Genomic DNA, 23,606 nt, shown 5'->3' with positions numbered 1-23,606 from the left:
TCGGCACCTTTATATAGTGTGCCGAAAATTTTTTAGAGGTGATCCCAGTGCGGACCGGACTTGATGATATAGACAAGAAAATCCTGACGATCCTCCAGGAGAACAGCAGATCACCCCTCAGGGAGATCGCCCGGGAAGTGGGTTTGGCAGAGTCCACGGTCTACGAGAGGATAAAGAAGCTCAGGGAGAGGGGCGTCATCAAGAAGTTTACGGTAGTTCTGGACCCTGGGTCGCTTGGCCTCAACATACTGGCCTTCGTTTTGATAAAGTCGAAGGCGGGCATGTACTCTCACGTAGCGACGGAGCTCAAGAAGCATCCGAAGATAGTGGAGGTCTACGAGACGACGGGGGATTACGACATGCTCGTCAAGATCCGGGCGAGGGACAGCGATGAGCTCAACGCGTTTCTCGACAGGATAGGGGACATAGAGGGCGTTGAGTCCACCCACACGATGGTGGTCTTAAAGACCCACAAGGAGACGGCTGGAATGCCGCTTGAATGACCTTTCCCTTTTAACCCGCTAGGTTTTTAAGAATGGGCTTCTCAAGATAAACTGCCGACAGCGAGGGGACACAACCCCTCGCACGGGCTCGGTCAACCCGCCTCCGCGAGGTATCGGGTTCTGTGAGCGGAGCGTGCTCACGCCGAGCCCACAGGGCCGGGAGCATCCACCCGCGCGAACGAATGAACGCGGGCCTCTGTGCCCGGCCCACACCCCGTAAACTATTCGAAAATCAACACTATATTGTGGACAAATTTCAAGGCAATAGCCAGATTTTGTGTAACATTTTTCACAAACCGCTCGAAATTTGAAAAAAGCACAAACTTTTTAAACCCTATGAAGCAAAACTTTCATAGGGGAGAAAAGATGACTACAAGGGACGACCTCTACGAGCGGTTGGAGGGGCTTCTCAGATCGCTGGGCTTCAAAAAAACCGAGCTTAGGGTATACAGGCTCCTCTTGGAGAAGAAGCGCCCCATGAGGATCACTGAGATCCAGCGAGAACTCGGAATCAGCGAGAGGTCGGTTAGGGAGCACGTCCTCAACCTCTACCGGAAGGGCGTCCTCAGGAGATCCCTGATAGAACAGGGGTGGCTCGGCTACGCCTACACCGCCATCTCCCCGAAGGAGCTCATCGAGAGGATAAAGGAGAACATAATCCAAAAGATAAGCGAGATAGAAAGGGAGATCTCGGATTAGGCCGTCTCAACAATGCCTGCCCTGAGGAGCACGTCAACGAGCTCCCGCAGCTTTTCTGAGTCCACTTCCCCGAACTCCTCCTCAAGGGCCCTGTATGCCTCCTCCTCGGGCAAAAGTTCCCCGAGCATTACAAGCTCGTGGAGGTGGAGGAGAACCTTCCTGTCCTTTGTCATCTCCCTGAACCTCTCGGCCAGCCCTTGGTCTACCTTTCTGATATACTCGTGGGTTATCAGCCCCCTGACCTTCCACCTGAGCCAGGGCTTTGATTCCATCTTCTGCCCCATCTCAACCCCGAAGAACTCCCCGTCCCTGGCGAGGCCGTGCATAACGAGCTTCTCCGCGATCTCGGTTTCCCTCTCCATCCCGAGCTCGCCAAGGTACTTCATCGCGTAGCCCCTGGCGAACCGGTGGATGTCCTCCTTAGGGGCCGTGGAGAGGAAGAGAACTGCCCTCAGAACTCCCTTTCCGATTATCTCAAGCGTTTCTCTGCTTACTTTCTCTGGCGTGTCCTCGCTGGAGTGGTAGAACCTGTCCGGCCACGTTATTGGCATGACCGCTGGGACGCCGAAGAAGTTGAAGACGTCGTGATCGCTCCCCATCTCGTACGGGTAGGCCTTAACCTTGAGGGCCGGAACGGGAGAGCCGGAGAAACTCATCCCGCCGGATGAGTTCTCGGCGTTGATGAAGTGCTCCAGCGCGCCAGATACTATGGAGAACCGCGAGAGAGGGGCTCTGACGATCATCAGAGTGGAGCCTGAGCGATCCTCGCTTCCCCCCACCATGTCGAGGTTTACGACGGCGTAGTAGTCATCCAAGCGGGCGTGTTTCTGAATGAAGGCCTGGGTTCCGTAGTACTCCGGAACCCACAGGAAGGCGAAGCCAAAGCGGAACGAGTCGTTCCAGAGCCGGCTCAGTATCCTGGCGAGCTCCACGAGCATGGCGCTCCCTGAGGCGTTGTCGTTGGCCCCGGGCCTGGGATGGCAGATGTGTGCAGAGAAGAGGATGAAGGGCGGTTTTCCCACCTCGGCGTACAGGATGGGGAGGGTTTCCCTCCCCTTTATCTCGGACTGAACCGAGAACCTGACCCTCACGTTTGCCCCGGAGAGGGCTCTGTCCATGGCATCAAGGGCCCAGCTCTCGGGGATCGCGAGAGCGGGTATCTTTGCCCAGTTGAGATCGTCCTTTGAGAGGAAGAGGCCTATGTACGGGACAGCCTTTCCTGTACCCTTTCTGTACGCGATGAACGCCAGGGCACCGGCCTCGTTTGCCTTCCTGTAAGCTTCCCGCCAGTCCTTACCCACTAGGACAACCTTTCCCTCGGCCCTCCCCCAGTCCTCGTCCCTGAGGACGGGCAAGAGCTCACCTTCCCCCTCACCGGGCGGCGAGTGTGCCATGGCCACGAGGGGAGTCATGCTCGAGTCCAGCCTCTTTCCATTGATCTCCACCTCGGCGCGGATGAGATCCCACTCTATCGGGGACCTGAGGGTAAGGTACCAGCTCTCCCCATCGTACCGCTCCTCGTAGAGCTTCGTGGAGAGACCCCACGTTTCAAGCTCTTCCTTCAGATACCTGACGGCTTCAGCGAGCTCTTTCGATCCCTGGATCCTGTGAAACTGGCTTATCTCCGCTATATCGTGCAAAACACGGTCAGAACTGAAGGCCTTCACTTCGGAGGAGAACTCCTTGGAGGACATGCTCACTCCCCCTCAAGCTTGAGCATTTTGGGGAGGTCGAGGTGCTTGAGGGTGTCGAGGAACTCCGGCGGAAGGATGAGCTTGGTGGTCTCGAGGAAGCGGGCGAACTCGACCTCGAGCCTTTCCCTCGTTTCCGAGACCCTCTCGGGGGTTGCAGGCATCTCGACCTTCGGACGAGATGGTTTCTCTTCGGTCAACCTGCCCTTCTCAATCAGACCGAGGTTTATCTCCTCCGTCCTCTTTCGGGCACCATCGGCTTTACCCCTGTTGTAGGCCTCCTTAATCAGGTCGTAAACCCCCAGCTCCTTGGCCTGCTCGTAGATCTCGCTCTTCTTCTCTCCCACCCACGATATCCATTCGCTGTGTCCCCGGTAACCCACGAAATAGCCGAAGTTGTAGGCCTCCTCAAGGAGTTTTTTAACTTCCCGTCTCGCGTTTTTGGAGTTTCCCGCCATGATCTCACCTCAGAACGGGGCTTCGTTGTAGACCTTAATCCCCTCGTCCGTAAAGCGTATCCTCTTCAGGTTGCTGTCGTGGGGGACACCCCTCATCTTGAGTATCTGGATGGCCCTCACCATCTGGTAGTTGCGCATGAAGTGGTGGATGACCAGAACGCCGTCAGCTAGGTAGTGCTCGTCGGTGTACGCGTCGCTCTGGAGCATTTCGGAGGTTATTAGCGTTGTTGTTTCGAGCTCCTGAAGGGCCCTTACGAACCTTCCGAGGGCCCAGCGCTTGTTCTCCGGATCCTTTACGAGATGTTCCATGGAGGTGAACGAATCTATGACAGCCCTCTTTATTCCCTCCTCGTTTATTATCTGGAGGATATGGTTGAAGAGCTCGTTCCAGGTGAGCCTGTACTCGGCCCTTAGCAGGAGTCTGCCTAAATCGTGAAACGTTATCGTCTTGGACTTGGCGTATCCCAGGAGCCCGAAGTTGTAGCGAAGCATGTCCTGGAGTATAATCCTGGGGTTCTCCACGAGGGACACGAAAACTCCCTTCTCCCCGTTTTTGGCCCCCTCAACCAGGAACTGGATCCCCATGGTGGTCTTCCCGCTACCGGGGGGGCCGGTCACGAGGTAAACCCTTCCCGGGAGAAACCCGCCGCCTATGAGTTCGTCAAGGCCCGGGACGCCAGAGGGAACGCGGTCCAAGCTTTTGAGGATCTCCCCCACGTACAAGTACTTTCACCCCACTAACTTTTGGAGCCTCCTGTATTTAAGCTTAGCTAGGGTGAGGTTTATAACTCCCAGCTCAAACCACGAGGGGGATGGGAATGAAGGGTGTAAAGCTGGCCGCCTTCGACCTTGAGGGGACTCTGGTGAAGTCCGTTTCTGGCTGGGTGGAGCTCCACAAGCGCTTCGGGACGTGGGAGAAGGGGAAGGAGTACGCGGACATGTTCTTCAGGGGCGAGATAGACTACGCAACGTGGGCCGAGCTGGACGCGTCCCTCTGGAGGGGGCACACGAGGGAGGAGATAATGGAGTGGGTCGGGACAGTCGAGTACATGGATGGAGCCGGGGAGCTCATCGAGTTTTTGAGGGGAAATGGCATTAAAATCGCGATTATAAGCAGTGGCCTCATGTGCCTGGCATCCAAGGTCGGGAGAGAGCTCGGCGTTGATTACGTCTTCGCCAACGAGCTAGTGTTTGACGAGAGGGGCATCATAACAGGGAAGGTCAGGCCGCACGTGGACTTTCAAGGCAAGGGGGCGATCCTCAGAAGGCTGAAGGAGGAGCTCAAGCCTGAGCTGACGGTTGCCGTCGGCGACGGATACAACGATATAGCGATGTTCAGGGAAGCTGACGTCAGCATAGCGATAAACCCCCACGAGGGCGTTGAGGGGGACCACGTCGTTGAGAGCCTCCACGAGGTCAGGGAGATAATAGAGGGCCTCCTTGAGGAAGGCTTTTAACCCGGACCGAGAACTCCTCCTGGGCCCGGCTGCCGCCCTCCCCACCGAGTGGTGAGGTGGGGCTTCCGGTTGGGCCCACAGGGGATGATGAGCTTTTGCTTTGCCGAGCCGTGACGAGCACGCCCTTCCCTGACCCGCGAAAAAGTAAAATCAAGCTCAATGGCCCCGCCTTAAGAGGGCCGGCAGGAGGGCCGGGGCGAGGAACAGGGCCGGCCCGCAGATTCTCTCCCCACGAGTCCTCACGGGACTGGGAACCGGGGAGGAGGTTTCTTCCTCCCTCGAGGGATTCTCCGTGCTCGTGGAGGGCGTTGGAGTCGGTTCCGTGCTCTCCCGGGGCAGTGTCACGTTGATCTCCCTGAAACCCCCAGCCGATAGTTTCACGTAAAGGGTCAGGTTTTCGTAGCCTTCACTGGCTAGCGTTACGGTGTAGTTCCCCGGAGGGAGCTCAAGCTCCAGCGGAGTTCTTCCCTTAAACCCGCCGTTTACGTAGACGGAAGCACCAGACGGAGATGAGATCACCCTCAATACCGAAGGCCGCTGAGCTAACTTCGCCAGGACCTCCCTGAACTCGCCGGGGGATAGGGTAACGTTCACAGCGTACCGCTCGTAGCCGTCTTTGACCAGCTCCAGAGTGTAGTTCCCGGGGGACAGCTGGAACTGGGCCGGGGTCTTACCTCTGTACCTGCCGTTTATGTACACCCCAGCTCCCGGAGGGAGCGAGGCAACCTCCAGCCTCGCCAGGGGGAGCGGCCTGAGGACGAAGAGGAGCCGCTTAACCTCGCCCCTCCCCAGGGTCACGTTCGCGCTCCGTTCACCGTAGCCCTCTTTGACAACCCTCACCACGTAGGTCCCCGGGGAGAGCAAAACGCCTCCTGTCGGAGTGCGCCCCACGAGGCTGCCGTTCACGTAGACCTCAGCTCCCGCAGGGATTGAATCCACACTGAGGTTGCCGAAGAGCGGCTCCAGCTTCGGCCGGAGCTCGATGGCTTCTCCCGGCCTTAAGACGACGGTTGTGTTCCAGTTCCGGTAGTGGTAGTTAATGACCTCGATCCTGTAAGTTCCCGGCGGCAGGTAGAGCTCTCTGGGCTCGTCTGAAACGAAGATTCCGTTCACCAGGATCCACGTGTCAGGGGGTATCCCAGAGAGCCTCAAGCGACCAAAGTTCCCCCGGAGGGGAATGCTGAGCTTTCCTGGCTTAGCCAGGGGCAGGTAATCAACGTTGTTAACGTTGATGGTGTATGAACCATCGCAGATCCCGTTGTTGTCGGAGTCGGTGCAGGTCTCGCTGTAGCCATGTCCTAGGGGGGAGGCCCAGTAGTTGCCCCCGATGAATGGGCCGCCGACCACATTGGGTCCCCGGCTCAAAGTGGTGTTCCAGCGGCAAGCGGGGCTGTTGTCATGGGGGTACAGGGGAAAGACCACGTTTTCCGTGTTGTTGAAGAGGTTGTTGTAGATGAGACTTGAGGGATGACACTCCAAGATCGAGAGGCCCACTTTGAAACCGCTGATAACGTTCGAGGACACAACGACCCTCGAACCCCTCAGGACAACGCCCTCCTCCACGACCTGCCCCCTCAGAGGGATTATGACGTTGTTGGTTATGAAGACGCTCCCGTTTCTGGATCCTCCAACCGACAGATGGCCTATGACGTTCCCCTCTATGACCACCGGATTCTTGGCGTAAACATCGAGACTTCCCAGAAAGCTGTCCTCAACCACGCTCGGCCCATCACCGGAACCTTCGTCCCTTAAATCCAAGTGCCCCACGGTAGCATTTCTCACCCTCAGTCCCGTCGAGTTCTCGATCCACAGCAATCCGACGCTGATGTTCTGAAGGCTAACGCCCTCTGTTGACATTAGATAGATGCGGGATATCAGCGAACCATCTGAGGAGAGGAGGGTGGAGTTGGAGACCCCGTACGCGTAAATCTTCTTGATCTCCGCCGAGGGGCCGAAGACTACACTCGTGTTCGTCAGATTGGCCAGTATGAGCTGGCGTATAGTTTCGTTGTCGATCCTGACCTCGCCGTTCCTGACGTCCCTGACCTGGACGATCTTCTCACCCCTCAGGTTCTCCACGCCGCTTATCCTGTGGGTGGCGTAGTGCTCGAGCCTTTCGCCCGTAATATCTATCTCCCAGCCAACGCGGCAGTTCCTTATGGTCAGCCCCACGGAGTTCCTTATGAAGAGGTCGTACCCCCTCCCCCTGGAGAGGTTGCTGTTCTCGATGAGCAGGTCCCGCGAGTAGGCTATCAGGGTGCCCCACTTCGTAACGTTGACGGAATCTATCACCAAGCCAGTGGAGTTCACCACTATAAGCTCGCCAACGCTCCTTCCCCTAACCTCTCCGCCCCTAGTGTTGGCGATGTAGAGGACTGGGTAACCGTCTATCGTCACGTTCTCCATCCTGTAGTGGGTGTAATCCTCAGGTTCCCAGCCCAGCAGACTGATTCCTCCTCCGCTGATAGCAACGTTCCTCAGCGATACGTACCTCGAATCCATGAGATCAACCGATCCTCCCTCAACGAGCGCGTTTTCCAGGCTGAGGTTGTACACGTTCCACAGGCCAACCGCCGAAGAGGCACTCGACCCGTTGACGATAACGTTCCGTATCCTCACCCCAGAGGACCAGGTAATGCCCAGAACGTAGTTTCTTGAGGTACGCCCGGTTAGCTTCACTCCCTCAAGTTTGAGTCCCCGAGAGAGATACGCGAAGATAGCACCGTTCACGGACACGTTCCTAATGGCTATGTGGGTAATGACTAAACTCCGTCCTCCAACCACCAGATCGCCCCTGAGGGAGAGGCCCTCGACGGTAACGTCCCCTACGGTTACGTGAACGCCTGATTTACCGTTCCCGACGACTGCCTTTCCAAGTACCACTGAGATTACCCTAACCCCCGGAACATCGATCGTGAGGCTTTCGTTGTAGCGCCCTGGGTACACGAGAATGACCCCATTTTCGTCGATGGCCTTCAGCGCCGCCGTTATGTTCGTGTAGTCGGCTCCAGGGAAGTCCCTTCGGTCGTCGTCAACGTAGAGGACTTTCCTCCTGGTTTTCGGGTAGACCACGCCGTTCAAACCCAGGGAGGGATCGCCGTAGAGGTTGAAGTTGTAGAGGTTCATCACCCAGAGCGGATCGGAGACGTAGAAGCTCGCCTTTCCGACGTAGAGGGCCTCACCGGCGGACATTCCCTCCAGAAGGTTCCTCACGTAGACGTAGCCAAGGGTGAAGTCGTTGGGGATCATCTTGGGCTCCCAAGTCCCCATCGCGTACCAGCTCTCCCTCGTCGACCCCACAGTAGCTATGGCGACCGATTTGAGGAGGGCGTACTGGAGGTTTTCGCTATCCTCGGGGTAGCCGTTGAGGCACGAGCCCTGGAAGACGAAGGTGGGCTCGGGCTTGAGCCTTGAAACCGTTGAGAGGTCGACAAGGGGGTAGATCCTCATCTCAGAGTCCTCGGGGATGCCGTCACCGTCGTCGCTGGCCCAAACCTTCCTGTAGGCGGCCCTCCGCGAGCCGTGGGCGAGCCAGAGGACGATGCCGTAGCCTTTGTTCCACTCCCTGACGAAGTTCTCCTCCGTGGTGTCGTAGTCGTAGTAGGCCGCGCTTTTCGGTACGGGCGAGAGGCTGGCTCCCTCGTACATGGCGGTGACGTTGAAGCCCAGGGGCTCCGCGATCTGGCCCACGTAGTACGGCAACCTCCTCCCGTCGGTCATCTCCTCAACGGGCCCGCCGTTTTCCTTTGCGTAGTCGATCACGGCCATCGGGAGGAGTATCCTTTTGGGTGCCCCATCAAACGCCATCAGCCTTTTGAGGATCGAGTCCAGAGCGGTGTAGTTGTCGTTGTAAACCGGGATCCTGCCGACGAAGACCTCAGGAGACAGATCAACGCCGCCCTCGCCGAAGTCGTCTGGGTATTCGCCGTAGTAGCCGTCCCCGTCAAGGTCCCAGTTTCCGCTCAGATCCGCGTAGAAGTAGTCAGTTGGGGTGGAGTTGTAAACGATCGTCCCGTTAGTGGCCGGATCGACGTACCTAACCCGCGGCCAGGCCATTATCATCGGGACGTCCCCGTAGGTGTCGTTTGGATCGCTCGGGTCGTCGGGGTCGGGGTTGCCTATCAGGAGGACGTATTTGATGTTGAAGAGGATGTAGTGGCTCTTCAGCCAGTTCCGTATGTTGACGGCTCTCCGCTGGCCCTCCGCGTAGCCGTAGTCGTCCTCCGTGACGAGATATACCGCGAACCCCCTCTCCTTCAGGTGCTCGATGTAGCGGGACAGCTCTTTACTGCCCGCGACCGTCGCCTTGGTGGTCACTATCGCATAGCCCACCCGGGGCGCGTTGTCCGGTATCTTCACATCCAATTTGTAGTCATGAGAAGCTAAGGAGCCCCAGCCGGCGGCATCAAGAGGAGCGAGAGCTAGGATTATGAGGAACACGGCCGTTAAAGCAACGCCCGTTCTTTTTGGCCATCTTCCTCCCCACATCCCGGATGCCCCCAAATTTATCCTCTGCTCACTCGTATCAGAAAGTACCATTGAACGTTTAAATTTTTTGTGGGAAACCGTCGATTTCGTTGTGAAGCCTCTCAAATGAGGGGATTTAGTATGGAACCTCGCGTTCCAAATGGGAGTGAGAGAACCCAACAAAAGAAAAATTTAAATATTTCAACGACCCATCCAGTACGTACTACGCACCTTGGTACACGGGGTGGTACCTTGAGGTTCCTAATAAGACTGCTGCCCGAGGGGGAGCCCTTCAGAATCCCGTTCAACAACATGCGCTTTATCCAAGGCCTCGTATACCACAGGATCGGCAGAACCGACCCGGGCCTGAGCCTGAACCTGCACAACCCAAAGGTCCCAAAGCTCTTCACCTACTCCCTCTTCATGGCCGAGAGGCGTGAACTCGCTGGGGACGGGAGCGGTCTCCTGGGCTACGGCCACGGCTTCTTCTACTTCTCCACAGCAGTTCCCGAGATAGCCGAGACGTTCATTCGGGGACTCCTCGAAAACCCGGAGGTCGAGCTGTGGGGCGAGCGCTTCACGGTGGAGACGATAAAGGCACTCTACGAACCCGAGAGGCTAAGTGGGAGGAAGTTCGTGACGCTCTCACCCGTCGCCGTAACCACCAAAAGGGTTCAGTTCGGAAGGCCCAGGAACTACGACCTCAGCCCGGCCGAGCCCGAGTTCTACGAGCTGATACTGGAGAACCTCCGGGAGAAGTACACCCTTATTCACGGGGCGAGGCCGCCGGAAGAGTTCGAGATGAAGGTTCTGAGTGCAAAGCCCAAGCGCTTCGAGGTGAAGCCCGGCATATATCAGAGGGCGTGGCACCTCGTTTTCAAGGCCAGAGGCGACGAAGGTTTGCTCCGGGTTGGCTATCTGACCGGTTTCGGGGAGAAGAACTCGATAGGCTTCGGGATGGTGAAGGTTGATGGGAGGAGGCCGAGGGTGAAGAAGACATGGAAGGGAGGTGACGGAAATCGGAAAGGTAAAGACGCTTGAGGAGTTCCTGACAGACCCCCGAACCCAGGAGCATTCAGCGCATGGAGAGAAGCACTCCTCACTGTTCACCTGGACTGGACATCCCTTTGTCGATGCAGGACTGGTTGCGCTACTTCTTCTCAGCGGTAAAGAAAAGCCAGAGGAACTCACAGAGGAGGACGTTGAGAACGCAATTAAATTTGCATCGGAGTTATACGCAAAGAACGAGTGGAGCACTAGCTACATTCACGCAATGATAATGCCCAACAATGGGATAATATTGGCCAATCCCGGAACAACCGCACCAATAAGCAATGCAATCAAAAAGGCCGTCAAAAAGGATAATGGGATTCCTTCCAATCCTGAGACACTTCACGAATTGAACATGAAAATCCAAGAAAAATTCGACGAACAACTTGCTGAAGACATTGTGGGGTTCATAAAATCCTTGGGAAAAATTGACTACAAAACCCTAGACGAACTGGCCAAGAAGATTGTCTCGCTGGTTTTAAAGCAGCCGTTTGTTACAGCGGCGTTAAAAAGGAGAATACAGCGAAACCTTTGGGAATTATTTGGCGAGATTAAAACTCCAAACATCAAAGATGCCCAAGAATCAATTTGCGCCATATGTGGCAGACACCCCGTTTACACCAAAAAAGAGAGGTATCGTTCGGTTTTTCCATTGCTGGGTACCGGAGACGTCCCCAACTATTTCCCCTTAGGAAACACTATGGGGGAGTACATTTGTGCGCACTGCCTCTTCCTCGCCCAGATGATGCCGCTAATAGCCTACCGCCTCTCAAGGGTCCTGGTGATCCACGCTTATCCCTACGAACTCATGCTCGAGTTCCACAGGGAGGCGCTGGATGACGTCAGGAAGACGGAGCTTGCCTCCGTTGCCAGGAACTTCAGGAGGCCGGAGAACTTCCTCTTTGAGAAGCTTATCGAAATAGGGACGAGGCTCGAAACGGGAAAGCTTGAAAACGCCTCGATAACCCTCTATTATTTTGTCAACAACAACCAGGGGCAGGAGGTAGACGTTATCTACATCCCGAATTCGGTTCTGCGGTTCGTGGCCTTTGCCGCCAGGGTGGACAGGAATGGCTGGAGCAACATAGTTGCGATGGGCTGGAGAAGGAGGCCCAGCAGGGATGAAGTTGAGGAGTTCAAGAGGCGCTATCCCAACGACGTCTACGCGAGGCTCCTCTCGGGCAAAAGCATACTGCCCTACTTCATCGACCCCCATAGAAGGCGGGCCAACTCAAAATGGAGGCTTCTCTCGTTTTACTGCTCGGAGGTGTTGGGTTTGGATAGAGATGCCCTGGAGTTCGTTAAAGGTGTTGCCGACAGGATTGTTGAGACGGTCGAAAAATTACCGGACAACAAGCTCTCGAAACGCGTCAGGGAGCTTGAGAGGGCGGAAAAGCTCTACCAGTTTGAGGGATTCTTCATAAGGGTCGAGAGGGACAGGCAGGAGCTGGGAATTCCCAGTGCCTTGATGGGCTTCGACGACTTCGCACGGATTCTCACGAGCTACGGTGAGGACCTGAACGTCTCCTGGAAGACCGTCAAGAACCTGCTCCTCTTCCGCATCTATGAAAAGCTCCACGACAGGTTGATGAAGGCCTCGGAGGAGGCCGGAGAACCCGAAGAAGAGGAATTTGAGGAGGGTGAAGAATGAGGTTTGCAACCGGGCTGGTTTTGATAGACGCTCCCCATTCCGCCCTGAACATGCTCGGCATAGATGAAAGCCTAGCCGACAGGAACGTTACGAGGGTGAAAACCTTCAGACGCGGGGGGAAGCGCTATCCCTACGTCTCCCCGCAGGCCTGGCGTTACTGGTGGCGCTTTACCCTAAAGCAGCACTTCGACTGGGAACTTTCGCCTTTGTACCGCGAGCAGAAGCAGGTCTTTACAGCCGCGAACCCGCTTAAATACCCGGACGATGACGTCTTCGGCTACATGAGGGCCTTCAAGAAGGGCGGTGTAAACGTTACCGTCACGAGGGTTTCGCCCCTGAAGAACACCCCACTAATCTCGGTTCTGCCGGACAGGAACTCCCTGACTGTCGATGAGGGCTACGCTTCCAGACACGAAGGCGACCCCGTTCCGTACAGCCAGGAGTTCTACTCCACGGTCTTCAAGGGGGCTTTCTCGCTCGACCTCGATGCGGTCGGAAGGTTCACGATAATCAGCAAGGCGGGCTTCAAGAACCTCCTCACCCGGGACGACCTTCCGAAGAAGAGGAACAAGAACAACGAGGAAGTGTTCAGAGAAGTGGAGGAGATGGAGAAACTGGCGGAGGAACTCGGAGTCAAGACGGGCGAAAGGGAATGGCTCATGCCCCCGGAGATAAGGAAGAAGCGCGCCTCTGAGGCAATCAAAGCCCTCCGCTTCCTCACCGGTGGGGCAAAGCAGACGCAGTACCACACCGACGTAACACCGAAGTTCGTCCTTTTGCTCAACGTTGATGCGGGGATAAACCCCTTCATAAGCGACCTTGTTTTCGAGGAAAACGGTGAAGTTAGGTTCGATGCGGAGGCGCTCGCAAGGAGGCTCGGAGACCTGAAAGAGGTCATCCCGGAGGGAACAAAGCTCTACCTTGGCTACGACGCCGGCTTCGTGCGCTCCCTTGGCTGGGACATCGAGAAAATCGCTGAAACACTGAGAACCTCGGGCGTGGAGGTCTTCGTTGGAACCGTGGGTGAGGCCATAGAAGAGTTTGCGAAGGAAATCGAAGCCTACTATGGGTGAGCAGATGATAAGGGTGAAGCTTAGGGCATGGACGGCTTCCTTTCGCTTTCCAACCTTTCAGTCTGGATACCAGCCGACCCTGCCGGTCCCACCGCCGTCCACGATACAGGGAGTACTCTCGGCCGCGAAGGGTGAACCGGTTTACCTAACGGAGATTCCCTACGTCGGCTACGTCTTCAGGAGCGAGGGGCTCGGAGTTGACCTCGAAAAAATCTACGCCCTGGGAAAGGTCGAGACTGACATAATGAGGCGCGAGTTCCATTATGGAGCGGAGCTTTACCTTTATCTCTCAGACGAATGGGAGGAACACTTCAAGAGGCCAAAATACCAGCTCCTCCTTGGAAGGTCAAGCGACGTTGCAACCGTTGAGGAAATAAAAAGGGTGGAGCTCGAGGAGAAGGAAGCCCCATTGGGAGGCACAGTCGTTCCCATTGGCATCGGTCTTCCCGGCATGGTCCACTCGCTCGTCGTTGAGTACGACTACTCCAGCGTCCCGAGAAGGGCAAGACTGGTGAAACCCTTCGTCGTCCTCCCGTTCCCAAGGACTCCTGGGGAAAGGAGGAGACAGACGAGAAAAGCCATCTATGACCCGGAGTTGGACATCGGGGTTTACCTCCACAGGTGGGGCGGATGAAGCTCTGCTACGCCAAGTTCAATCCCCACCAGTTCCTTGAGTGCCATACCCTCGATGCAATCAACGTCCTGAAAAGCTTGAAAAACTCGTTTCACTGGCTCGAAGAACTCTCGCCAGGAATCTTCGAGCTTTCCTTTTATTCGGTTCTCCTCCATGATATAGGGAAGTGTGCCTCGGGATTCCAGAAGAATCCTAGGAAATGGGGCTACCGACACGAGCTTCTCTCGGTCCCCTTCGTCCAGTTCTTGGACCACGGGGAGCGGGAGAAAAACCTCATCGCGCTGGTCATACTCACACACCACAAAACGCTCGACGAGCTGGAGCAAATTCTTCCCGTCAGGGATGAGAGCCTTTCGCCGGAGTTCTATGAGAAGCTCGAGGAGCTTCTGGAGAGGGCGGAATATCTGGAGCGAATGTTCATACCAAGGATTCCGAACGTGGAGGCGTACTACTTCGGCACGAAGAGACCCCCGAAGAGGTTTAAACTCCCTCCCGACTGGCGGGAAAGGCTCCGGGACTTCGACTTTCAGGCGCTGAAGGAGTGGTACGAAGAGAACCTCGACGGAGAAAGGTTCACCCTGACATTCCTTCGGGGCCTACTCAACGCCTCCGACCATCTGGCCTCGGCCGGCGAGATTTCCATTGTGCTCCTTCCGGACATTGGGGAAAGGCTTGAACTCAGGATTCCACGCGGAAAGCTTCGTCCCCTCCAAGTAAAAGCATCGGAACACCGCGGAAACCTCATCCTGAAGGCCCCGACGGGCTACGGAAAAACAGAGGCTGCACTGCTCTGGGCCAACAGAAACGCCTTGAGGAGCGGAAAGGAGATAGCGAGTAGAATCTTCTACGTCCTCCCATACAAGGCGAGCATCAACGCTATGCACCGCAGACTTCTCGGCCTCTTTTCAGACCCGGAACTCGTTGGGGTTCTCCACAGCTCCGCCGGTTTCTACCTCTACTCGTCCTCATTGGAATATAGAAGGCTCGGCTCGCTCTACCGGAAGATATACACTCCTTTGAAGGTCACGACGCCGTTCCAGCTCATGAAGGCCTTCTTTGGTGTTGGCTTCCCGGAGATGCTGAAAACGGAGCTGGCAGGCTCACTCCTGATTTTCGACGAGATACACGCCTACGAACCGAACGTCCTCGGGATAATCCTCGCAATGCTCGAAGAGGTTGCCCCGCTGAAGGCAAAGGTCATGGTCATGACCGCGACCCTTCCTGATTTCCTTGAGAACCTCATCAGGGAAACCTTACCCTTCGGGGAGCTAAAGACTCCGCCGGAGGAAGCAGACAACTTCACCCGCCATCGGGTTCATGTCATTGATGGAAGCATGGACTCCGTTGGAGAGCGTATAGAAGAGCTGGGGCTTCACCAGAAGGTAAAGGAGACCTCGAAACCGGCTCTCATAGCCTGCAACAGCGTTGACAGGGCCGTGGCCACATACAATACCCTAAAAGAGGAAGGTTTTAACGTTCTGCTCCTCCACAGCAGGTTCACGCACGGCGACAGGGAGAGCAAGGAGAGGGCGCTCTTAGAGAGGATGACCGATTACGACTTCGTCGTTGCGACTCAAGTGGTGGAAGTTTCGCTCGACGTGAGCTTTTCAACGATTCTTACAGAACCCGCTCCGCTCGATGCGCTCGTACAGCGCTTTGGAAGGGTTAACAGGCAGGGATGGCGGAATGGAAGGATAGAAGACGTTTACGTCCTAACCCATGGTTCCGAGGCAGACAGGAAAATTTACAGAGACTACGAGGTGGTTGAGGAGAGCGTTAAACTGCTGGAAGAGCTTGACGGTAAGGAGCTGAGGGAATCGCTCGTTCCGGAGCTCGTCAGCAGGGCATACTCACCAATCTCGGAGAAGCTAGCTGAGAAGGTTCAGAACTATAAAAAACGCGCAAAGGAAGTCTTTAGTAGTGTGAAACCTCTTATAAAGGGAGAGGACGAAAGGAAGTTCTACGAGATATTCAACGGACTTGAGGCCGTTCCGGGTATATACGCAGGCGAGGTTCTCAGGCTTATCGAGAGGGGAATGGGAATCGAGGCCCACCGCTACCTCGTGCCCGTGCCGATGTGGCTCTACTGGGCCGAGAGCGATAGCTTCCACAGGCTCAGCGACAGGGGACCGGGAAAACATATTCTCGTGGTGGAGCTTGAGTACAGCCCTGAAACGGGACTTTTAAGGGAGCCTCTAACTGGAGGAGATATACTGTGACAGGGGGTAAGGGTGTATCTAATAAGACCTCCATTCCACGGAGCCTCGAAGAATACTCCCTCGACGAACTCATCATAACCGGCACCGAAATCAACTACCTCTTCATCTGTCCGACGAAGCTCTGGTATTTCTCCCACGGCATAACCATGGAGGGGGAAAGCGAGTGGGTTGACCTTGGGAGGTTCCTCCACGAGAGGCGCTACGCCAACGAGGAGAAGGAGGTCCAGATAGGGAGCATAAAGATAGACTTCATCCGGAAGGGAGAGCTTATAGAGGTCCACGAGGTCAAGCTCGGGAAATCAATGGAGAAGGCCCATGAGATGCAGGCCTTCTATTACCTCTACTACCTCAAGCGGCTTGGCGTTAAAGCAAAGGCGGTTCTCCACTACCCCAAGCTAAACGAGACGAGGGAGGTAACGCTGGACGGCCATGAAGGGGAAGTGGAAGCGGCCATACGCGAGGTTCAAAGGGTGAAATCACTACCCGCTCCACCGGAGCCGGTCAAATCAAAGAAGTGCAAAAAGTGCGCCTACTACGAGCTGTGCTGGATTTGAGGTGGTGGGAGTGAAAAGAAGAACTCTACGGTTGGGAAAGCGTCTTTCCCCCGAAGATATCGAGAAATCCATAATGAGAGCTTTGACGAATGCGTTGGAGAAATCGAGGGCTTCCCAAAAGAGGGGCCAGAGAAAGAGAAGGAAGCAAAGAACGCTCACAATGGTGAAGGAAAATGAGAAAGCGCTCCCTCACCCTTTTCTCTGACGGGAACCTCTTCCGGAGGGAGAACACCCTCTACTTTGAGAACGCCAAAGGGAAGAAGCCTCTGGCAATAGAGGGAATCTACGACATCTACGTCTATGGCCACGTGAACATAAGCTCCCAGGCGCTACATTTCCTCGCCCAGAAAGGGATAGCGGTTCACTTCTTCAACCACTACGGCTACTACGACGGTAGCTTTTATCCAAGGGAGAGCCTCAACTCCGGGGATTTGGTCATAAGGCAGGTCGAGCACTACCTTAACAGGGAGAAAAGGTTGAAGCTGGCAAAGCTCTTCGTCAAAGGCTCGGCCCTTAACATGGAGCGCAATCTGAAGCGCTGGAAGGTTGCCGATGGATTCTCTGAGGAGCTGAGGGAACTCCTAGATGAACTTGAGGGGGCGCGGAAGATAACCGACGTCATGAACGTCGAGGCCCGAATACGGCAGGAGTACTACACCCGCTGGGACGAGCACCTGCCGGAGGGCTTCAGGATAGTCAAACGCATGAGGAGGCCGCCGGGGAACGAGATGAACGCGCTTATAAGCTTCCTCAACTCCAGGCTCTATGCAACCATCGTGAGCGAGCTCTACAACACCCAGCTGGTTCCGACGGTGAGCTACCTCCACGAGCCGGGCGAGAGGAGGTTTTCCTTAGCTTTAGACCTGAGCGAGATTTTCAAGCCGATTGTAGCGGACAGAATAGCGACCCGGTTGGTAAAGCAGGAGATAATCAGGAAAGAACACTTCCGAAGCGAGCTGAACGGCGTCCTCCTGACGAAAGAGGGCATGAAGCTCGTCCTAGAGCACTACAACAGGGAACTGGCCAAGGGTGTTAAACACCCCGGTCTGAAGAAGAACGTCACAAAGCAGAGGCTGATAAGGCTTGAGGGCTACAAGCTGATAAAGCACCTCGTCGGCGTTAAGGAGTACGAGCCGCTTATGGTGTGGTTTTAGATAATATCCTCCAGCGGGTTCTTTTCCACCCCCATCGTTTCCCTCCGGGGCATTGAGCGGAGTTTGTAGATGACAATGGAGTCCTCATCCTCATCTATTATCTCCTTAAGCCCAGCCTTTATCCGCTCGAACTCCGCCCGGGTTACTTCCCCCTCGAAGACGCTGTTCTGGGCCCAGTGGAGGTGTTGTCTGAGAAACTTTTTCACCTTGTTCACCCGCTCGACGGAAACGTCGTAAACAATGACGACGTACATGGAACCACCGTACAAATTAGGATGAGGACTTTTAGACCTTTCCGCATCACGGGGAGACAGCTTTAATTTCAAAATCCTCGCCTGGAAGGGTCCTTCCTAGAGAAAGACCCCCTATTGGGATTCTGGAAGTCTTTAGTAACGTTTTGTTATTATCTAACAAATCGTTACGTTTATTCCATGAATTATAACAAAATTTTTTCGGAATGCCAAATAGAGCAGGGATAGGGCCCCTATAGCACAAAATCCTATAGAAAAACGATACTTTGTCTTGAAGAAGCTTGTGAACTCCAAAAACCAGATTCAAACCTCTCTGGTTCCCCTGGAAGTCTCACGTACAATTCTGAACATCACGAAATTCGGGGCAGGAACGCATCCTGATGGTCTCTTTTTCTCCAGGACGTTCCCGAATTCAGGGTTTCTGGTGGGAGTTTTAAGACCCCTCTGGAGAAAAGCTTATAAGATTGGAGTGTTTTTACCCGTTTGTAGGGCTAACCAAGGAAAATCCCGCCCTGTTGCAATAAGACTCTAGGAGAATTGAAAGGGGTTATTCGCGCTGAACTCCCTGCGCGAGAGCTGAGTTGCAATAAGACTCTAGGAGAATTGAAAGTTTGGCTTCGTATGCGGGAGGTGCAGCGCTGGGGATGAGTTGCAATAAGACTCTAGGAGAATTGAAAGTCTCTTTGTTCATGCGGTATGCCTTGAGGAGAATGTGTTGCAATAAGACTCTAGGAGAATTGAAAGCGATGGTCTGAACGCTGCCCGAAATCGTTTTTCCGAGGTTGCAATAAGACTCTAGGAGAATTGAAAGTGTTCTGGTTAGCTGCTTGCTCTCTCAGCGTTTGTACGTTGCAATAAGACTCTAGGAGAATTGAAAGGCGCTTTGAAACAACAAAAAGGCGCCCCTGGCGGGCGAAGGTTGCAATAAGACTCCCAACTCCTAGTTATTGCTCCTTTAAGAGGTAAATTCTTGAGGGGGTCTGGGGGACGGAACGTCCCCCCAGCAAAAACTCACTCCGAGGCCATGATCTCCATAACCCTATCAAAAACCGCCCTGTGGTTCCCGAAGGCCTCGAACATCCTGTTCGAGTAGTTCCTTGATGCAGTCTCAAGGAAGGAGCGCAGGTTCCTGCTTATCTCATCGCTCATAGGAACGTTGAGGGGCATCGGCTCGTAGTAGTCGAGACCCTTTATCAGGGCGGTGGAGAAGTACCAGAGGGTCTTCCTGACCTTTCTGCCGCTGATCTTTGAAAAGCTCGCCTCCATGCAGTTGAAGGCCGAGTGGAGTATGACTATCATGCCCACCTCAACACCCTTCCTCAAGAGGCCGGCCCGCTCCCGATCGTCCTTCAGGTCTTTTATCCTGTACCCGCTCCGGGTCTTCTCGTCGTAGGGAACTTTAACGTCGTAGACGCCCTCAACCCTGGGATCGTAGACCAGGACGTCGGTGCCGCCGACGGCGTACAGCTTGCCATCCCTAGCCTCGATTACGGTGTTCTCTGTGCTGAGAACTGGAAGCCCCTCGGCAAGTGCCAAAACGGACATGGTGCTCTTGCCGGTGTGAGGGTAGCCGATGAAGAGTATGGCCTTACCGTTGGGGGCAACGACGCTGACGGAGTCAGTTACAAAGATCCTCCTGGATTTAGCGCCGGCCCTGGCCGCAGCCTGGAGCGTGAAGAACACCGGGGCCTCGTTGCCGTAGGCAGATGGTACTGCTGACTCGATCTTGTACTCGTCCCTCCCAAGATGGTCGTAGACCGCGCTGAAGACGCGGAAGGTCTCCCCCCTGAAGCGCTCTATCACGACCTCGGGATTGGTTCCCCTACTGGGGGAGACGTCGGGGAGGTAGCGTCTCGCGAAAAGACCCCTCAGACCGTCCTCAAAACCATCCTCAAGTTCCCCGGTGAATGCAAAGTTGACCCCGCCTATCTCCACGTTCATCCGCTTCCCCGCTTGGGAGTGAGGAGAACTGCTTAATAATTTTCCGGAGGGATTAACTAGAAAATGTCAAAAACAGCCAGGGCCCTCTCACTCGAGGGCCGCGAGGAGCTTCTCCATAAACATCTTCTCCGGATAAGCACCCTCGAACTGAACCTTGTCCTCGCCGTCGACCTGTATGACGATCTTCGGCACCGCCATGACGCTGTACTGGTCGGCCCACTCCGGATACTCGATGGCCTCGACCATGTCGCCGAGTATCTTGCCCTTGCCGGCGTTGGTGTTCTCGATGGCGAACTTGTGGGCCATCCTGACGGCGAGCGGGCAGTACGGGCAGGTTGGCGTCACAAAGACGAGTATCCTGACGTCCCTGTCGATCTTGGCAAGCTCCTCCTTGCTCTCGCCCATGAGGTCGGTGGTCGCGTTGCTGACGTCAACGATGTCCTCGAGGAACGCTCCAAACTCGTGGCCGGCCGGGAGGCCAAAGAACCTGACGCCCATGTCCTTGCCGTCCTGGGTTATGGTGACGGCCGGGGCGCGGTCGATCCTGTACTTCTGGGCGATCTCCTTGCCCTCCGGCGTATCAAAGTCGTGGAACTCGTAACTGAGCTTGTCGGTGAGCTCGCTGAGCTCCTGAACCAGCTGCTTGAGCTGGTCGCAGTACTGGCAGTGCTCCTTGCCCGTGAAGCCGATGATCTTAACGGGGTTCGTCATCTTGGAAAAGAACTCCTCCTTGATGACCTTCTTATCAGCGTCGCTGATCAGTCCCATTTCTCAACACCTCCTTATCTAAAGGTTTATAACGTTTTGAGCGCAATCTAACCCGGAGTTCAATCTCCAGTTTGCAACCTAAGGTTGAATGTTCACTATATAAGCTTTGCGTCACAGATTTGGGTGGTGTGGGTCATGCCTGAGTCAGGACCGGATGTGTTTTATATCCTCGGAAACAAGGTCCGAAGGGATCTCCTGAGCCATCTAACCTGTACCGAGTGCTACTTCAGCTTTCTGAGCAGCAAGGTCAGCGTTTCTTCAACGGCAGTTGCGAAGCACCTTAAAATAATGGAGCGCGAGGGTATTTTGAAGTCCTACGAGAGGGAGGGGCCGTTTATAGGGCCCGCGAGGAAGTACTACGAGATAGACATCTCGAAGACCTTCGTGACCACGATAACCCCCCACATATTCTGGTACCGGGGGCTGGATCTCAATGAAGCCCCCATCGAGAGGGCAACCATAGACCTGTCCGCCGTGGAAGTGGAGGACGGCGACCTCTACGTGCAGATACACGGGTTTCTCCAGCTGACGGAGGAGCTCGGCAAGATCCTCTCCCTGCTCCAGGCAGTAGAGCACAAGAGGGACAGGCTCATGGCCAGGATAAAGGAGACCTACCTGAAGGAGATAGGCGACATGACCCAGCTGGCAATCCTTCACTACGTCCTCCTCCACGGGGAGGCCACGGTGGACGAGCTCAGCGACAGGCTCAACCTCAAGGAGAGGGAGGTCCTGGCTAAGGCCCGTGAACTGGACAGGTTCGTCCCGTTAATAATAAAAGACGGAGTAGTGAAAATCGACGGGGAAAGGTTGAAACAAAGGATCGGCGGTGAAAACGATGCCGGAGAAGATTAAAATCCTCGTCAACGAAGACCGCTGCTACCTCTGCGGTGGCTGCGCTGGTGTCTGTCCGACACTGGCAATAGAGGTTCACTCGAGCGGCTGGGAGTTCTTCCAGGACAAGTGCATCAGCTGTAGAATATGCATCAACGCCTGTCCGGTCGGAGCGCTCAGCGCCGAGCCCCTGGAGGTGAAAGGATGAAGGAGATGAAATACGACGTTGTCGTCGTCGGTGCCGGTATTGCTGGGCCGATAGTTGCCAGAAACGTTGCTAAAGCCGGCTATTCTGTTCTTCTCATCGATAAGAAGCCCGCCATCGGCACTCCAAAGCAGTGTGCCGAGGGCATAAGCATGAAGGTCTTCGAGGAGTACGACATCCCCTACGACAGGCGCTACATCAACCGCGAGATCTACGGTGCCAAGCTCTATTCTCCAAGCGGTTACGAACTTGAGCTAAGGTATAAGGAGGTCAGCGGTGTAATCCTCGAGAGGAAGGTCTTCGACAAGATGCTCGCCTACTACGCCGCTAAAGCGGGTGCAGATGTTTTGGCGAGGACAGAGGCACAGGACGTCATAAGGAAGGACGGCAAAATAGCGGGAATCAAGGCCAAGCACGAGGACGAGCCGGTTGAGATTTACGCGGACATTATAGTCGCTGCCGACGGCGTCGAGAGCATGATAGCCAGGAAAGCTGGAATAAACACCTACGCTCCGCCACACGAGTTCGACTCAAGCTACGAGTACGAGATGCTAATCGAGGGCTTTGATCCAGACCTCATACACCTCTGGTTCGGCAACGAGATTGCCCCGAGGGGCTACGTCTGGGTCTTCCCGAAGGACGAGGACAGGGCCAACGTGGGAATAGGTATTGCCTCCGATCACCCGCAGACGGCAAAGTACTACCTCGACAAGTGGCTCGAGGAGAACAAGATCCCGGCCAAGAAGATACTCGAAGTAAACGTCGGAGTCGTCCCGGTCGGCGGCTTCGTGAAGGAGCTGGCGAAGGACAACGTTCTCGTCGTTGGCGACGCGGCCAGGCAGGTCAACCCGATGCACGGCGGCGGAATGGCCGAGGCAATGGAAGCGGGAACCATAGCGAGCAAGTGGATTGTAAAGGCCCTGGAAGAGGAGAACCTCTCGCTCCTCCAGAACTACACGAAGGAGTGGTGGGAGACCGACGGAAAGAGGCTCGAGAAGGTTCTAAAGGTCAGGCGCGTTACGGAAAAGCTAACCGACGAAGACCTCGACCTGTTTATCCAGATACTCAGCGGGGCAGACGCGGAGAAGATAGCCTCTGGAGACTACGTCGAGGTCATAAAGGCCCTCCTCAAGCACCCGAAGATCCTCATGAGCAAGAGGAGACTCAGCCTTCTCAAGGAACTTCTCTGAGCCTGAATCCCTTTCTCTTCTTCCTTGAGAACACGACTATCTCCCTCGCCTTTCCAAAGCTCAGACTTCCCCAGGGGGAGCTTATACCCTTGGAGTTCTCGATGAGGTAGTAGAGCTCAACTTCTCCGGAAACAGTTTTTCTGAAACCTGAAACGTCTGGGAGCTCGGTTATCTCGTCGCAGGTTCCGTCCGAGCACTCCAGCGGTCTCTCGTCGAGTCCAGCACTGAGCTCAAGGGTTAGTAGCCTGGCAACTTCCTCCATCGGGGCAGGATAAAGCGTGTAGAGCCTCCTGACAGCCTTTAAAAGCACTGGAAAGCGCCTGTCTGTCCTCCCAATCCCGTATCCGAGCCCCCTCAATGGATCCCTTACTGGCCTCCCGTGGAGGGCGTTCCTGAGCTGTACAACGCGGTTGGCCCATACCATAGTGGGCTTGGGTTCCCCGAGGAGGGAAAAGCGTCTGTCGATGGAAAAGCCCCTCTCCGGATCCAAGTCCTTGAGCGGAGAAAGCCAGAGGTCGAGTTCCGGCTCGCTGACCAAGAGGTGACCTGCCTTGAGAACGGAAAGGCCGTCCAAGAACAGGCCGTAAGAGTCCTCGACGATGTCGTCTCTCCCGGCCGAGAAGGCGTAAAGGCTTGCATCACCGAGTCCAAGGACGAAGGTTGACTGGACCCCAAAGAGCGTCTCCAGAGTAACCTCGCCGAGCCTAACTTCGTCCCTCAGCCCCTCGAGGAACTCGCGGGCGTTGTCGAGCAGAACCCTCGCAGTCCTCCCCCACTCGTCCATAGTCGTAGATCATGCAAAGGGAAGAT

22 protein-coding genes and 1 CRISPR repeat array are annotated in these 23,606 nt (G+C 55.3%); of the genes, 14 read left to right on the top strand and 8 right to left on the bottom strand.

Annotation, left to right across the window (positions count from 1 at the left end; translation table 11 throughout):
* Positions 1-47: 47 nt before the first annotated feature.
* On the top strand, positions 48-503 hold the full coding sequence (locus ACZ5AM_RS05885) for an Lrp/AsnC family transcriptional regulator (protein ID WP_464916005.1): 456 nt from the start codon (positions 48-50) through the stop codon (positions 501-503).
* 366 nt (positions 504-869) lie between these two features.
* Positions 870-1,202 (top strand): helix-turn-helix domain-containing protein, encoded by a 333-nt coding sequence (locus ACZ5AM_RS05880; RefSeq protein ID WP_464914131.1) that lies wholly within the window; start codon positions 870-872, stop codon positions 1,200-1,202.
* On the opposite strand, the gene ACZ5AM_RS05875 is transcribed toward ACZ5AM_RS05880, so the two are convergent.
* The 3 genes from ACZ5AM_RS05875 to ACZ5AM_RS05865 are packed head-to-tail and all read right to left on the bottom strand — an operon-like array spanning position 1,199 to position 4,074.
* Positions 1,199-2,896 (bottom strand): DUF4910 domain-containing protein, encoded by a 1,698-nt coding sequence (locus ACZ5AM_RS05875; RefSeq protein WP_464916004.1) that lies wholly within the window; start codon positions 2,894-2,896, stop codon positions 1,199-1,201. The two genes, ACZ5AM_RS05880 and ACZ5AM_RS05875, sit on opposite strands and share 4 nt — an antisense overlap.
* A gap of 2 nt (positions 2,897-2,898) precedes the next feature.
* Complete coding sequence (locus ACZ5AM_RS05870; protein WP_464914130.1) at positions 2,899-3,351, bottom strand: hypothetical protein; 453 nt, start codon at positions 3,349-3,351, stop codon at positions 2,899-2,901.
* Positions 3,352-3,360: 9 nt separating this feature from the next.
* The gene (locus tag ACZ5AM_RS05865; protein WP_464914129.1) at positions 3,361-4,074 is read right to left on the bottom strand and encodes an RAD55 family ATPase; all 714 of its coding nucleotides are present in this window, start codon (positions 4,072-4,074) and stop codon (positions 3,361-3,363) included.
* An 89-nt stretch (positions 4,075-4,163) separates the two neighbouring features.
* Here ACZ5AM_RS05865 and ACZ5AM_RS05860 point away from each other — a divergent pair, with 89 nt between their 5' ends.
* Positions 4,164-4,808, top strand: a complete 645-nt coding sequence (locus tag ACZ5AM_RS05860) for an HAD-IB family phosphatase (RefSeq protein ID WP_464914128.1) — start codon at positions 4,164-4,166, stop codon at positions 4,806-4,808.
* A 156-nt stretch (positions 4,809-4,964) separates the two neighbouring features.
* Here ACZ5AM_RS05860 and ACZ5AM_RS05855 read toward each other — a convergent pair whose 3' ends face one another.
* A complete protein-coding gene (locus ACZ5AM_RS05855) occupies positions 4,965-9,248 on the bottom strand; it encodes a PEGA domain-containing protein (protein ID WP_464914127.1) in 4,284 nt (1,427 codons plus the stop codon).
* A 279-nt stretch (positions 9,249-9,527) separates the two neighbouring features.
* Here ACZ5AM_RS05855 and cas6 point away from each other — a divergent pair, with 279 nt between their 5' ends.
* Genes cas6 through cas1b form a run of 8 tightly spaced genes read left to right on the top strand, consistent with a single transcriptional unit; the run spans position 9,528 to position 17,610 of the window.
* Entirely contained in the window at positions 9,528-10,316 is a 789-nt protein-coding gene (gene cas6, locus ACZ5AM_RS05850; RefSeq protein WP_464914126.1) for a CRISPR-associated endoribonuclease Cas6, read from the top strand.
* The gene (gene cas8a1 / locus ACZ5AM_RS05845; RefSeq protein WP_464914125.1) at positions 10,285-11,976 is read left to right on the top strand and encodes a type I-B CRISPR-associated protein Cas8b1/Cst1; all 1,692 of its coding nucleotides are present in this window, start codon (positions 10,285-10,287) and stop codon (positions 11,974-11,976) included. The genes cas6 and cas8a1 overlap by 32 nt, the downstream gene beginning before the upstream one ends.
* Positions 11,973-13,049, top strand: a complete 1,077-nt coding sequence (gene cas7i / locus ACZ5AM_RS05840) for a type I-B CRISPR-associated protein Cas7/Cst2/DevR (protein ID WP_464914124.1) — start codon at positions 11,973-11,975, stop codon at positions 13,047-13,049. Before cas8a1 ends, cas7i begins: the two co-directional genes overlap by 4 nt.
* Positions 13,050-13,053: 4 nt before the next feature.
* Positions 13,054-13,683, top strand: a complete 630-nt coding sequence (gene cas5b, locus ACZ5AM_RS05835; protein ID WP_464914123.1) for a type I-B CRISPR-associated protein Cas5b — start codon at positions 13,054-13,056, stop codon at positions 13,681-13,683.
* Positions 13,680-15,902 (top strand): CRISPR-associated helicase Cas3', encoded by a 2,223-nt coding sequence (gene cas3, locus ACZ5AM_RS05830; protein ID WP_464914122.1) that lies wholly within the window; start codon positions 13,680-13,682, stop codon positions 15,900-15,902. Before cas5b ends, cas3 begins: the two co-directional genes overlap by 4 nt.
* Positions 15,899-16,456: a CRISPR-associated protein Cas4 gene (gene cas4, locus ACZ5AM_RS05825; protein ID WP_464914121.1), complete on the top strand. Its 558-nt coding sequence runs from the start codon at positions 15,899-15,901 to the stop codon at positions 16,454-16,456. Before cas3 ends, cas4 begins: the two co-directional genes overlap by 4 nt.
* Before the next feature lie 4 nt (positions 16,457-16,460).
* Entirely contained in the window at positions 16,461-16,661 is a 201-nt protein-coding gene (locus tag ACZ5AM_RS05820; protein WP_464914120.1) for a hypothetical protein, read from the top strand.
* Positions 16,630-17,610: a type I-B CRISPR-associated endonuclease Cas1b gene (gene cas1b, locus ACZ5AM_RS05815; protein WP_464914119.1), complete on the top strand. Its 981-nt coding sequence runs from the start codon at positions 16,630-16,632 to the stop codon at positions 17,608-17,610. Before ACZ5AM_RS05820 ends, cas1b begins: the two co-directional genes overlap by 32 nt.
* Here the strand turns inward: cas1b and cas2 are convergent.
* The 3 genes from cas2 to pdo all read right to left on the bottom strand — a co-directional run bounded on the left by cas2 (position 17,607) and on the right by pdo (position 20,570).
* Entirely contained in the window at positions 17,607-17,864 is a 258-nt protein-coding gene (gene cas2, locus ACZ5AM_RS05810) for a CRISPR-associated endonuclease Cas2 (protein WP_464914118.1), read from the bottom strand. The genes cas1b and cas2 overlap by 4 nt on opposite strands.
* A 511-nt stretch (positions 17,865-18,375) precedes the next feature.
* Positions 18,376-18,739: direct repeats of the CRISPR family, unit length 30 nt; unit sequence GTTGCAATAAGACTCTAGGAGAATTGAAAG.
* 133 nt (positions 18,740-18,872) lie between these two features.
* The gene (locus ACZ5AM_RS05805) at positions 18,873-19,802 is read right to left on the bottom strand and encodes a hypothetical protein (RefSeq protein ID WP_464914117.1); all 930 of its coding nucleotides are present in this window, start codon (positions 19,800-19,802) and stop codon (positions 18,873-18,875) included.
* Between the two features lie 87 nt (positions 19,803-19,889).
* Positions 19,890-20,570, bottom strand: a complete 681-nt coding sequence (pdo, locus tag ACZ5AM_RS05800) for a protein disulfide oxidoreductase (protein WP_464914116.1) — start codon at positions 20,568-20,570, stop codon at positions 19,890-19,892.
* Positions 20,571-20,705: 135 nt separating this feature from the next.
* Between pdo and surR the strand changes: the two genes are divergently transcribed.
* The 3 genes from surR to ACZ5AM_RS05785 are packed head-to-tail and all read left to right on the top strand — an operon-like array spanning position 20,706 to position 22,796.
* The gene (gene surR / locus ACZ5AM_RS05795; protein ID WP_464914115.1) at positions 20,706-21,422 is read left to right on the top strand and encodes a sulfur metabolism transcriptional regulator SurR; all 717 of its coding nucleotides are present in this window, start codon (positions 20,706-20,708) and stop codon (positions 21,420-21,422) included.
* Positions 21,406-21,609, top strand: coding sequence for a DUF362 domain-containing protein (locus ACZ5AM_RS05790; protein ID WP_464914114.1), 204 nt, complete (start codon positions 21,406-21,408; stop codon positions 21,607-21,609). The genes surR and ACZ5AM_RS05790 overlap by 17 nt, the downstream gene beginning before the upstream one ends.
* A 5-nt stretch (positions 21,610-21,614) precedes the next feature.
* Complete coding sequence (locus ACZ5AM_RS05785; RefSeq protein ID WP_464916003.1) at positions 21,615-22,796, top strand: geranylgeranyl reductase family protein; 1,182 nt, start codon at positions 21,615-21,617, stop codon at positions 22,794-22,796.
* Here ACZ5AM_RS05785 and ACZ5AM_RS05780 read toward each other — a convergent pair.
* Positions 22,780-23,580 (bottom strand): hypothetical protein, encoded by an 801-nt coding sequence (locus ACZ5AM_RS05780; RefSeq protein WP_464914113.1) that lies wholly within the window; start codon positions 23,578-23,580, stop codon positions 22,780-22,782. The genes ACZ5AM_RS05785 and ACZ5AM_RS05780 overlap by 17 nt on opposite strands.
* Positions 23,581-23,606 lie beyond the last annotated feature (26 nt).

The organism is Thermococcus fumicolans (assembly GCF_055386755.1).
This window is presented reverse-complemented; position numbering and strand designations above follow the sequence as displayed.